Here is a 12,897-nt window from a genome sequence, read left to right as displayed (position 1 = left end):
GAACCTTTAATACCAACCTACCACCAATAAACATGAGTTGCGGGGCAAGCCCACAATGACGAACCTTTAATACCAACCTACCACCAATAAACATGGATTGCGGGGCAAGCCCACAATTACAGGCTAAAACAACTAAGCCCGCAATGACGAACCTATAATATCAACCCATCACCAATAAAACATGGATTGCCAGGATAGATCATTATCATACAAAGTGTGCATTTAATTGCATTTATGAATCATTCCTAATAATAGGTAATACTTTAGTTACTCAAACTTTAATACTGTAAAATAAAGCCGAATGCTTTTAACACCCTATCAAAATCAATTCTTTATAACTATAAAAAGAACCAAAAACCAATCCTAATCCATTATCTCTCCATATTTTGTTGTTCTAATCCCGCCCCTCGCCACTCATGGGTAATTCTGAGTAGGCATGAAAAGGATTTAGCGCGTCGTATTTGCCTGCACCAGCTTATGGTTCTAGGTAACGCTGTTGTTATAAAACATTCAATTTTAGGCTTTTTCATGCTCGAACTCGAATCCTACTTTAAGCAATTTAGAACACACACAATTGGTACTGATCTTATTTCACCAAACGGTCACCAAGTTGTATACGCTGATTGGACAGCCAGTGGAAAGCTGTATCAACCAATAGAGTCTTTTATCACAACACAGCTTGGTCCTTACGTTGCTAATACCCATACTCATACTAGCCTTACTGGTTCAACTATGACTCTGGCATATGAAGAGGCCAGAGCCACTATCAAAAAGCATGTTAACGCCAGCGAGCAAGATATGCTTATCGCGAGGGGCTCTGGGGTCACAAGCCTCATTAATAAGCTGCAAAGAATGATGGGGTTAAGAAATCATTCTGCTAAAAAGCAAACGAGCACCTCTGAAAACGATAAACCCTTGGTCCTTGTTACCCACATGGAGCACCATTCAAACCATACTTCATGGAACGAATGCGACGTCACTGTAGAAATTATTCCGCCCAATGAACAGGGAACACCCTGCTTAAATCAACTTGCCTTATTGCTTGATAAGTACCAAGACCGAACACTAAAAATTGGCTCTTTTACCGCATGTAGCAATGTGACCGGCATATTTACGCCTTATCGAGAAATGGCCAAGTTACTCCACCGAGCCGGTGGCTACTGCTTCGTCGATTTTGCAGCATCTGCCCCTTATGTCGACATTGATATGCACCCCAAAGATGACAAACTAGCATACCTAGATGCTGTATTTATCTCTGCACATAAATTTCTGGGTGGGCCAGGAGCCTGTGGGATCATGGTCTTTAACCAATCGCTTTGTGTTCACGACATACCCGACAACCCTGGTGGGGGGACTGTAGACTGGACCACTCCATGGGGTGAGCAACGTTATGTAAAAAATATTGAATCTCGTGAAGATGGCGGTACTCCCCCCTTTTTGCAAACGATAAAAGCGGCACTTGCAATAAAGCTAAAAGAACAGATGAGCACCGAAAAAATCCATATTCGCGAACTCAGCATAGCGAATTATATTTACAGTGCGTTAGTTGAGCATAACAATGTGGTCGTACTCGAGCCAAAATCACGGTCACGACTCAGCATGATATCCTTTTATATTCCTGATTTGCATCACAACTTAGTGGTCAAATTACTATGCGACCGATTTGGTATTCAGGCAAGAGGAGGCTGTGCTTGCGCAGGCACTTACGGCCATTATTTACTCGGCATAGATAAAGCGCAGAGCAAAGTGATAACTGATAAAATTGATGCTGGCGAAGCGGCAAGCAAACCAGGCTGGGTTCGCATATCATTACACCCGATAAACACAGACCGTGAAATAAAGTTCGTTGTTAAGGCCATAAAGGACATCGCCAAGCACGGCAAAACATGGCAGTACGATTATATTTGCGATACAGAGACAGGCGAGTTTGCAAGTTACAGAGGCGATGTAGCACCAGTTTCATTGAGTTCGTTTTCAGCATTGATGAAACCAAAACCAACGTTTTGGAAAGCGATTTTTCAAAGGCTATAGCACACGCCTTTGAAATAATATTTACATTAAAAACAGGGAGATGTTTAGGCCAAACAGATTTCTAGAATTAGGCTATTAAGTCTTTCGAGTCATACTGGTTAACGGGTTTCAAATCACTAGCAAAGAAAATAACCGAAATAGACTTAATTAAACACAAAGCCGCCAATACGCCGACTAACACTGACCAAGGGTTAAAGTCATAACTCAAAGCACAGTGAAAACACTTTCTGGTTGGTAGAGACATATTAAATGTCGCGACACTTAGTAGCCAACCACATAAAAAATAGCAAATCGCCTTTATCATCATTTAATTTCTTCTCTTAAGTTCGTTTTCAGCATTGATGAAACCAAAACCCACGTTTTGGAAAACTATTTTTCAAAGGCTATAGCACTGGCCTTTGAAATAATATTTACATCAAAAACAGGGAGATGTTTAGACCAATCAAATCTCTAAAATTGGGTTATTAGGTCTTTCGAGTCATACTGGTTAATGGGTTTCAAATCGTAAACAAAGAAAATAACCGAAATCGACTTAACTAAACACAAAAAAGCCAGCAAACCCAGCAACACTGACAAAGGACTAAAAACATAGCTCCTAGAACAAGTAAAACAGCAGCAGGAGGGGTAAGACATAATGAAAGTCACAACACTCAATAGCCCACCACATAAAAAATAGCACATCGCCTTTATCATCATTTAATCTCTTTTCTTAAGTCATCCAGCTTTAAACGAAAAACCTAGGCTCTGACTGCTCGACAAAGTCCCAAGAGTCAGCCCCGTCGAAATACCGCACTGACACCTCATTGAGTAGCGCTTTATCAAACATACGTAAATTAACTGCCATACGGGTAGTATTATACTTTTCAGTGGGGGTATAGTGCGTTACACAACCACAATCTGAACAGTGATGGAACGCTAGGTATTGATCTCCATGTTGGTAAGACTTTACCTGTGAATTTGTAACAGTTAATTCTACTTCTGACAGCTCAAAGTACCCCCAAATAGCGCCATACCGATGACAGAGTGAACAATTACAGCTGGTTACCAGGTCAACCGCTTTTTTTAGCGTAATCGCGATATTTCCACAATGACAACTGCCACTAAGATCCATACGAAGCCCCTTTCCTGCATACTACTTTATTATTTTTTTCAGTTGTATTGTATTGATAAGAATAACCAAAAAGCAAGACGACTCTGGGTGCAGGCAGGGCATTCAATGAATTCATGCATTATCTCATAAACTCTTGATATTGAATGTGCAGCTGGCTCGCCAGTTGTTCGATTTCAGTTAATGATTCCACTCTATTATCAAACTCAATCAAAGAGAGCCCACCATTAAAGGCCCCCCAGATAGCGCCCGCCATTGCAGCAATGGTATCGGCGTCGCCTCCGAGTTCACAGATAACTTGTAGCATCTGAGAGTATGACTGCCTTCGATATGCCATTGCAAAATATAATGCAGTAACACAAGACTCACTCGCCAACATACCGTTGCCAAACTCAGCTTTTATAATGCGCGGGTTTTGCACTTTGGCACTGGCAATAAACTGCAAACAAAGGCTGAGTTGGCGCTTGTATTCAGGGTGTAATGCACTTGTACAAAGCACTTGCAAAATACCGATATTTTCCACATCGATTAAAGCCAAACGTGTTGCTTGCGCAATTATTTGTGCACCTTCGATGGCCAATGGGTGTGCATGTGTGATCTCCGCGCTATCGTGGATATAATCAGTTAGTGAGCCTTCACACCCTAGACTACACAGAGTGGCAATGGGCGCTCGCATCGCCGCACCATTACCCATTGACCCTGCTTTGTATTTTTTGCGATTGAGGTTTTGCCATGCTTGCCCTGCACGGACACCTTTAAGTAGTACTGCGGCACTGGATCCATACCCCCTGCTCCATTGATAGCTGCTGGCAAAAGTATGTGCTAGATGAGTCTGGTCGACATGACCACACTCCAAAAATGAATTGGCGATATCAATCGACATTTGCGTGTCGTCTGTATATCGTCTTTCGCCCTTTTTTGTTCTTCCTATAAAGCGCCAAAATAACCGCTCGACAGGTCCTCCCTCATAAGACGCTGCAAAAGCATCACCAATAGCAAGGCCTTTGAAGCACCCAACAAACTTATTTTTTTCAATCATGCCATGCCCCATCAATTACCTAAAGAGCGAACTTAATCATATGTTTAATACTAGAAACTAATACATAATATTAGCTTAATATGACATGAAGACATCCAAATATAACAATATAGTTAGTCTTTTAACTTATCGTTTTTCAAACAATAAAAGCCCCTACAAAAGGATACATCTACTCAAAGTAGAACATATAGCTACCATCACTAGATGGTAAATAAAATCATCATTTTATGTAAATTTAATATTAATTAAAGAGTCTAACTGATAGCATTGCAATTGTTTAAAAAACAAACTTAACAAACACAAGGAATGAAGATGAAAAAAACCTCTAATAAAACCACTATATTACTCGCGTCGCTTGCCGGTATGATTAGTTTAACGTCTGTCGCAGCGGACAAACCATTATATAGAGCCTATAAACACGGCAATCACTTTTATACTACTGATCTGGTTGAAATGTTAAATGCCACTGCATCTGGCGGGTTTAAATACGAAGGTATTACCGTTCATTTAGTAGAATACGGCGACAGTGATGCCAAGGACGCATTTTATCGCCTTTATAATGAAAATGCAGGGCCTGGCGGCAACCACTTTTATACCTCCGATTTATTGGAAGCATTGAATATTAAATCATTGGGCTATGTGTATGAGAGAACGGAAGGCTACACAACCAAGTCAAAAGCTAAAACGATTTATCGCGGTTACCACAGTGAACTTGATAACCATTTCTATACCGCTGATGTAGTCGAAATGCTAAATGCAACAGCTTCTGGCGGTTACACCTACCAAAAAGAAGAAGGTTACGGTAAGTAACCCGCATTGGCATCAGCTTACTAAAGCTGGTGCCTAACAGGATCAGATAATGACAAGATTTAAACCTCGTTATTTTTCAATTTTATTGCTCTGTGTTCTACTCTCTGTCGCTACTTTTGCCCAGTTTCAAATCACCATGCTTTCGAAGCGTATTGCCATGTTAGAAACACAGCTCGCTCTGGCAAAACAACCTAAATCACGGCCAAGCCTAAATTTTGAAGACACGCTTATTGATATACAAAATCGCCTACAATCTATCGAGCAGCGCACTAATAACGATAGCATTGCAGCGACTCGACAAACCAACTTGCCTGTAACCCGAAAGAACACGCAGCCCGAAACTCCTGAAGAATACGAGCAAAAGACGCTTTTAGAAGGCAGAGCCCAATGGGAAGAGAAATATTTACCGACACTTTATGAGGACTCCGATAAAAAGGCCCAATTAATGGTGGAGCACTTAACACGCCAGCACACAATACCAGATGACACAAAACGGCAAATCCACGCGATATTAAAAGATAACTTTATTAACATAGCCTATGCCATATCTGATGTTGACGGGTTCCCATCGTTTGCTGAGTTTTCACAACAAATAGACACTTTGAATAAAAGTAAGTTAGCAAAACTCGAATTACTACTAAACCCGGAGCAACTCGCGGTTCTCAACCGAACCGATTGGCATAGCCAATTCAAACAGCATGCACTGCATTAAGTTTAGGGAAATCGCTTAGTTCAGCATACTTTACAAACAAAGCGGTTAGTTAATCAGCAAAAGCGCTCTGGGTTCACACAAAAGCCATAAAAACTATTGCTAAGCCAATATATTAGGGCTACAATGCCGGAAAATAACAGCTTTACTTAGCGTTAACAGTAAAGTTTTTATGTACTGAATGAAAGATTTCAGGGGCTGATTAGGATTCGACAGGATTCATGAAGCCTGAGGTGCATGTCGAGGGGCGGTTGGCCTCGTAAAAAAGCCGCATTTAAAGTAATCGCAAACGACGATAACTACGCTCTAGCGGCATAATAAGCCCGCTAGCACTCCTCCAAGAAATGCTTGTGGTTCTGGATTTGGAGTGTCACCCTACATAAGATCGCTACGGAAACCCTGGCCGGGGTTGAAGGGCTAAATATAAGCGGCCTCGCCTTTACTTATCGTGTTCGTCCGAGATTTAAAGGTTAACCAATAGACGATACTAAACATGTAGGACCGAGGGTCGACGCTTTCTGGACGGGGGTTCAAATCCCCCCAGCTCCACCACATTAAGTGTTATAAAACAGCCAGTTAGAGAGCTTCTTTAACTGGCTTTTTTGTGTCTGCAATATAGTGTCCATATATTTTAAACTACACTACTCGCGCAAATAGATGTGGTTTTTCGGGAGAGCTTTCGCTTTTTTAGTATCGATTTTTCTCGGTCGAATCGATTGATAAGGGCTTCAAATTTTTGATTCTTCTATAGTTCGAAGTCAAAGCTTGCGACTTTAGAGCTTGACCGCTCCATTCAACTTCTTAGGGCTGTTTCCCCCATTGAACAGCATGCCTCCGAAAATGAATATTTTTATTCAAAGCGAACAGCCTCAAGTATAATTCCGAGTTAAATGTACACCCCTTGTTGTCATTTGGCCCCATAGTTGAGTGGCGCTCATGCCGTATTAAGTTATATCGGGTTCTCGTGAACCACTCCGCTCTGCCTCTAGTATGAGCACAAGTAATAAAGTGTAATATTATTTCTGCCAAAGTATCTTATCTTTCATATTCTATTGCTCAGTCCCACTACTTACTCATATGGAGATTTCAATTATGACCAGGGCTAAATACGCTGCATTAAGAAGTACTAGAACGGGATACTATTTAAATGGTTCAGGAGATTTCGTAAAAACATTTAATGTTTCTACCTGTATGGTTCGAATATACGAAAAAGAAGGAAAAAGTATCATCAGGCATGATATGCATCACAAATATCTTAGCGCGCTTAAAGGCTGGAGTGATGATATACCAAATGTTGAAGCTCAATTTTTCACTGAATATTGCGATGAAAGTCATTTAGATATTCTGCGAACTTCCTCATCTGACAACAAAAATGGCGCTAGTAACCTGCATTCAGACCGAGAACTGTTTATCGAAGAACGTGATGAACGAAAAGTTATAAGTGCACCAACAGGAAACTATCAAATTCTTTCCAATAGCCAACTTGACGAGATCAACACCTTGGCCAAAGGCGGTAGTGGTCTTACCGCGTTTGCAAACAAACGAGCATTGGCCGAAGATAAATCTGGGAACTTGGTGAAAAAAATTGGAGAAACTCCTGAAGCTGAACAAGAGCACTTATGGGTTAAAGCTCATCTAAAAGACGGTACACCAATCCAATATTCAAACCATTTCGGCGCAAGAATAACTGTAATCTATCAGAAGAAGGTTAGTAAATTCGGAGCAGGAATAGCAGAAAAGCTTAGACAGCAATCTGCACATAACGCTAACGAATTTGACGAAAATTTAGAGGAGGACTACGGCGAAACATCAGAATTAGTTTTCATGCTTCAATCAGGTGAAACAACTACTTTTCAAAACTTCGTCAATTTATCAGGAAAAATTGTACCTAATATAGTTCTGACGTCTTTACTTGTCAAAGGGCTTAATGCTTTTGCCAGAAACATGGTTCTGAAAGGCGTTCAGAGAACCATATCGAGAGCATTAGCTTTAGGATTAGAGAACTCAATGACTCAAGAATTATGGTATGTAAGACTTACTTCATATTTGACTAGAGGCCCATGGTATTCTTCAGGGCGATTAATCGCTGGAGCCTTCAACTTAGGAGCTGCGCTAGCAATTGGTTACGCCATCAGCGTAATTATTGAACTATATGTATTTGTTCCACAAAAATTGAGAGTTAGTATATTAAATATGACGAAAAGCTCTCTTAACTTAGGGGCTGCGTACTTAGATAATGTACCCGAAAACCTCGCAGCACCAACTCCTGATAGTCCATATAACTTACCCGCAATGACAACCGCAGGTGAAGTAATAACCATAGATCCAATTCTAGGACCAATAACAGCGGACCAAACTGTAGTTTATGGTGCAGACACTGTTGCAAATAATGACAATATTATTGCAGAAGGGTTAGGTATTTTATATTCCATAGTTCCTAATTCACCAAGTTCTATTCAAAATGTATTTGCATCTGTTGACATCCCATATGCCCGCTCCAACAACTTAAACATTGACTTTGACGTTAGTTCAACAAATTATAAGTCGATTTTCAATAGGTTAGAAAGCGGACATAAAGAGCTATCGTACTCAGATAAAAAAGGTGATGTTGCAGTAGAAATGTCGCTTAATGCACTCACAGGCAGTGACCACGACTATGTTGCACAAATTCTTATAAAGCCTAAAACATAAAGCGCTAATATACGGATCTTAACCCCTCTGTTAACAAGCCATCACTGAGTTTTCATTTTAGGTGTCAAGATCTGATAAGGCGTTTTCCCCTTCCAACCACCAAGTGGTCTGTGACAGTTATAAAACGCCTTCCTACCAGCTAATTTATCCTGCAGGTTAATGCCACCTTATACGTTAACCCGTTATAAAAGAGTATTTCAACTTAACTGTTTAGATTGAGGCTAACCAGCTTAATATAGCCATGCTACAAACTAAAATTTTTACAATGCCAACGAAACTCAGATTGGAATTCTTAATCACAGTAATTTGGGCTAAATTACGGCTGCATAACTCTACTAAAAAGCTGTACTAAAGCTAGGGTAGTTACACCTACTCTCCCTCTCAACTCATTCATACTCTGACGCATACGTATCTTCATAAGAGTGTGAATAGAATTCAAATAGATTGCCAAAGGGGTCTTCCAGGTAAACCATTTGCGCTTGTTTTAGCTCATCTTCTGGATGATAACGCATGATATCCATTCTTACTTTACCACCATACTCTTCAACACGGCTGATTGCAGTATCAAACTGCTCTTTTGGTAGTTGTAAACAGAAATGGAAGATCCCCAAGCGTGAAAAGTCAACAACGTGACGTTCTTCACGGTCCACCATCTCAAAAAGCTCAACACCGATACCATCACTCGTGACTAGGTGCGCAATATTAAACCCTTTAAAGCCTTCGCCAAAAACTGCAATACACATGCGACCAATTGCAGACTCTCGCTCTTCTGTCACTTTCGTGTTGTTCATTACAACTCTAAGACCAAGCGCTTTAGTGTAAAACTTAACGGCTTTATCCATATCGCCAACCATGATGCCAACGTGGTTCATTTTCATAACTTACTCCTAGATATCTCTTATACCTTCGATCTAATTGTTGAGCAAATGATATGAAAAACCTTTGATTAGATAAAATTATCAAATATTATTAAAGTGATAATTTAAAATTATTGAAGGTATTTATGCTAAACCCAATTTGGTTAGAAACTTTCATTACGCTTGTTGATACTGGGCACTTTACGCACACAGCAGACAAGCTGTATATGACTCAACCCGGAGTTAGTCAGCATATCAATAAACTCGAAGAAGCATGCGGGCATACTTTAATCAAAAGAGAGAAGAAGTCATTCGTCATTACCGAGCAAGGTCGACTCGTCTACAACTACACTAAAAAGTTGCTCAGAGGTGAAAAGTCTCTCTTTGAGCAGCTAAGCTTTGATGACCCTTTTTCTGGACAATACTCTTTAGCATGTTCAGGCTCAGTATCATTGTTGCTTTACCCAAAGTTATTAAAACTTCAAAATAAATATCCAGATATTTACATCAATATTAAAGCCGCGCCCAATCATCAAATTTTAAGTGATATTAAAAATGGCCATATTGATCAGGGGATCGTGACAGATATACCCAATAAAAGCTTTTTTGATTTTGAGGAGCTTGGTCAAGAAGAACTTTGTTTGATATTACCGCACAAGACTGACGTGAATAAAAGCTGGAAACAGCTCTTGTTAGATCTAGGATTAGTTTCTCACCCAGATGCCGAGCATTATTTATCCTTGTACTTCAGGCAATGCCAAGAACAAGAGCTAAAGTTACTTGATATCAGCAAAATCCCGGTCGTAGGTTCAATTAATCAAATTAGTCAAATATTAGAGCCTTTAGCTCAAGGGATCGGGTTTACCATACTACCTAAAAGTGCAGTGGATAGCTTTCACAGCCCAAACCTCTTAAAAGCCCTCAAACCTCAACAACCTGTAATGGAAAGTTTATATTTGGTCCGTCAGAAAAATAGAGAGCTGCCCGCTCGTTATGAAACCTTAAATTCAATTATCCGAAAGACATGGGCTTAAATCGACTATTTAGCGCTAGCGGCCCTTAAAGAAAGTCGCCACAAAACACATTTTAAATTGAATTTTACCAGCCGAGATATCACAAGGGCCTTTGTATTCACTCCGTAAAACTACAAATATAGAGCTCTTTGGCAGGAAGATTTATACTAGATTATTACACGCTCACTCTCATCATGGTAGCTCTTCCCCCGCCTTGATGATGGCAAAAATAACAAATCCTTTCAGAATAAATATCTGAGCAAGGGCAGATCCCTATGCCCCACTAAATAAAGTAAAAACAAGTAATTAAACCCTTTACTTTGTTGGTGCAGTGTATCTGTAGTGCGCACTCCCCCTAAATAATTTACATCTCAGTACATTTACATCTCTCATTTCTCCAAACAGTCCCATGCAGGGACTCTTTTCCAAATACTGAATACACAGCAAAGTAAACCCGATGAATAAGCAACAAAAAATAATACAAAAATACACATTGATTACATTATTGAAAATATGTTAGCTTTATTTTGATTTTTTAAACACAAAGGAAATAATGTGAATAACAAAAAACTACAAAAAACCATTATGACAACACTCTTTGGGCTGACTCTGGGCGCAGGTTCTTTTTCTGCAATGGCAGATAAAGTTAATTGTCGCATGGAAACCACATCACAAAAAAATATCTACAGTGGTACTGCACAATGTACAGGAACATTTTGGTATACCACCTGGGAAAATAGACGCATTGTTAGAAAACAAGGTTCCAAGTCATTACAGCAATTCTTTGAGCCCACAACTAATTCAAGTGCCATCTTGTCGGGTATCGCATACGTAACGACCAGCTCATACGGTGGCCAACCTTTGAATGAGTCATTTGTTGTAAGATGTTCAGCAAGCATTCCATTCAGTCATAAAGAAGATGTAAAAGAAGAAGTATGCGACCACACGCCAACAGCGAGTGTCGGTGTAAATCACCACGAGTTTTGGGATGTTAGTTTTTGGGCTAGCGGCCGAGATGAAGACGGTACCATTGTTTCAAAAGAACTTTGGGTCGATGGTGTAAAACAATCAAGCAGCAGTGTATGGAAAACTTCTTCACAAAATCGCACTTACAATATTCGTGTTAGGGTAACAGACAATGATGGTTATACATCAGAAGCAACGCGTACCTACCATGCAACAAACAAAGGTCCTGTTATGTGCGGCAAATACCCTTGCTAATCATTAAGTAAGTATCTATTGATACATTTTACCAGCGTCGTCTCTATGTCGACGCTTTTTTTATGCAGCATACAGCAACTAGCTAATTTGGCGCTAACGGATAAGCTGCGCTATCAAGCCCGCTCTCTTTGGACGATTTGTATCCTCGTATACCTTTACTTAGAACAGTTTCCCAGATCCATAATTTTTATAATCACATCACAGTGCCGGCTTAGTTAAATCTAAAAATACCATAACATTGCAGCCACGCATGATAAGCAAATAATGAAATATATAATAAAAACAAACACTAAAGACACAGAAAGCAAATAAAGTTATGATATTAAAAAATTTCGACTAAGGATTTAATTAATGAAAAAAGCGCTATTTCTCTCTTTGGCAGTAGGGTTATCGTCTTCGTTTTACGCTGTATCATCACCAAGTTCGGAGGCGTTGCTTTCAGAGCAGGCGTTCACAAAAGCTTATTTGAAAGAGGTAAAAAAGCACTTCAAGGATGCACAATTTAAGGTTACTGATGATTTATCTATTGAAGTTACGTACTCAACAGGCGCGACTTTTTCAACAAATCTCGTAAACGCTTATTTAAGATACTCAGAAGAAAAAGACGCACTTGAAGAGATATTTGCATATTATATAGATTCGACTAAAAGTGCTCGCCAGTTATCAGAAAAGTCAAAGTTACAAGTTAGCCAATTAAGGCCCGTTATTAAGCCAACCTCTTATATCGAACATATAACGGCTAAAATAAACCAATCAAGTGATAAAAAGGTCCCTTTCCCGTTTTATTACGAAAAAATTAACGATGAACTCGTCCTACTACTAGCAATAGATACACCTTCAAGCATTCAGTATGTCAGTAAAGAGAAGATAGATGAATTTAAGCTACCCGTTGAGCAACTCAAAGAGATTGCGAAATCTAACTTAGATACACACCTCGCTGAACTGGGTGCAAAACTCCAAAGAATTGAACAAAAAGAAGGAAGCAGTAACATACATATGTTTATTGCTGACGAGACCTACGAAGCCAGTGCTGTTTTCTCAAATTATTTTAAGCAACAGGTCAAAGCTACATTCGAAGGCCCTGTCGGATTAGTTTTCCCCAATAGAAGCAACGTGTTGGTTGTGCCGCTGAATGATGAAGCAGCACTTTATCAAATTGCGATGCTCGCTTATTCAGAGTATCCAAACCTATCTTACAACGTATCACCATTTGCTTATGAATATCATGATGGTGAACTAAAGCGTATTCAGTTTTAAGTTGTGGGCCTCCAGCCTCCTCTTGCTAGCAAGCCAAAGTTAGCATTCAGTGTTTGAAACAAGCCCCTCATCAGGCGTTTACCCTTACAATCACCATGTGGTCTAAAACGCCTGTCACACCACACCCTTTCCTGTCCAAAACTGAAGTGGGTTTAGAACAT

11 protein-coding genes and 1 other RNA gene are annotated in these 12,897 nt (G+C 39.9%); 8 read left to right on the top strand and 4 right to left on the bottom strand.

What is annotated here, in order from left to right; translation table 11 throughout:
* The first annotated feature begins 528 nt into the window (after positions 1 to 528).
* Complete coding sequence (locus MHN81_RS09675; RefSeq protein WP_239425636.1) at positions 529 to 2,031, top strand: aminotransferase class V-fold PLP-dependent enzyme; 1,503 nt, start codon at positions 529 to 531, stop codon at positions 2,029 to 2,031.
* Positions 2,032 to 2,098: 67 nt separating this feature from the next.
* On the opposite strand, the gene MHN81_RS09670 is transcribed toward MHN81_RS09675, so the two are convergent.
* The 3 genes from MHN81_RS09670 to MHN81_RS09660 form a co-directional block, all read right to left on the bottom strand.
* Positions 2,099 to 2,338 carry a hypothetical protein gene (locus tag MHN81_RS09670; RefSeq protein WP_239425635.1) on the bottom strand — a complete coding sequence of 80 codons (240 nt, stop codon included), beginning with the start codon at positions 2,336 to 2,338 and terminating at the stop codon, positions 2,099 to 2,101.
* A gap of 417 nt (positions 2,339 to 2,755) precedes the next feature.
* On the bottom strand, positions 2,756 to 3,142 hold the full coding sequence (locus MHN81_RS09665; protein ID WP_023402167.1) for a GFA family protein: 387 nt from the start codon (positions 3,140 to 3,142) through the stop codon (positions 2,756 to 2,758).
* A 118-nt stretch (positions 3,143 to 3,260) separates the two neighbouring features.
* Entirely contained in the window at positions 3,261 to 4,178 is a 918-nt protein-coding gene (locus MHN81_RS09660) for an ADP-ribosylglycohydrolase family protein (protein ID WP_239425634.1), read from the bottom strand.
* A 312-nt stretch (positions 4,179 to 4,490) separates the two neighbouring features.
* Between MHN81_RS09660 and MHN81_RS09655 the strand changes: the two genes are divergently transcribed.
* From MHN81_RS09655 to MHN81_RS09640, 4 genes are all read left to right on the top strand, one after another.
* The gene (locus tag MHN81_RS09655; protein WP_239425633.1) at positions 4,491 to 4,988 is read left to right on the top strand and encodes a hypothetical protein; all 498 of its coding nucleotides are present in this window, start codon (positions 4,491 to 4,493) and stop codon (positions 4,986 to 4,988) included.
* A 49-nt stretch (positions 4,989 to 5,037) separates the two neighbouring features.
* Positions 5,038 to 5,700 (top strand): hypothetical protein, encoded by a 663-nt coding sequence (locus tag MHN81_RS09650; protein ID WP_239425632.1) that lies wholly within the window; start codon positions 5,038 to 5,040, stop codon positions 5,698 to 5,700.
* Positions 5,701 to 5,891: 191 nt separating this feature from the next.
* Positions 5,892 to 6,249, top strand: a transfer-messenger RNA (tmRNA) gene (ssrA, locus tag MHN81_RS09645).
* A 540-nt stretch (positions 6,250 to 6,789) separates the two neighbouring features.
* Complete coding sequence (locus MHN81_RS09640) at positions 6,790 to 8,388, top strand: hypothetical protein (RefSeq protein ID WP_239425631.1); 1,599 nt, start codon at positions 6,790 to 6,792, stop codon at positions 8,386 to 8,388.
* A 386-nt stretch (positions 8,389 to 8,774) separates the two neighbouring features.
* On the opposite strand, the gene MHN81_RS09635 is transcribed toward MHN81_RS09640, so the two are convergent.
* A complete protein-coding gene (locus MHN81_RS09635; RefSeq protein WP_239425630.1) occupies positions 8,775 to 9,266 on the bottom strand; it encodes a VOC family protein in 492 nt (163 codons plus the stop codon).
* Positions 9,267 to 9,391: 125 nt separating this feature from the next.
* On the opposite strand from MHN81_RS09635, the gene MHN81_RS09630 reads away from it, so the two are divergent.
* From MHN81_RS09630 to MHN81_RS09620, 3 genes are all read left to right on the top strand, one after another.
* Positions 9,392 to 10,279: a LysR family transcriptional regulator gene (locus MHN81_RS09630; RefSeq protein WP_239425629.1), complete on the top strand. Its 888-nt coding sequence runs from the start codon at positions 9,392 to 9,394 to the stop codon at positions 10,277 to 10,279.
* 534 nt (positions 10,280 to 10,813) lie between these two features.
* Positions 10,814 to 11,479 (top strand): hypothetical protein, encoded by a 666-nt coding sequence (locus tag MHN81_RS09625; protein ID WP_023402160.1) that lies wholly within the window; start codon positions 10,814 to 10,816, stop codon positions 11,477 to 11,479.
* Between the two features lie 351 nt (positions 11,480 to 11,830).
* Entirely contained in the window at positions 11,831 to 12,736 is a 906-nt protein-coding gene (locus MHN81_RS09620) for a DUF1444 family protein (protein WP_023402159.1), read from the top strand.
* Positions 12,737 to 12,897 lie beyond the last annotated feature (161 nt).

It is taken from the genome of Pseudoalteromonas sp. Of7M-16, assembly GCF_022347805.1.
Taxonomy (GTDB): Bacteria; Pseudomonadota; Gammaproteobacteria; order Enterobacterales; family Alteromonadaceae; genus Pseudoalteromonas; species Pseudoalteromonas luteoviolacea_F.
The sequence above is the reverse complement of the archived record's forward strand: the minus strand, read 5'-3'. Positions and strand labels throughout refer to the sequence as shown.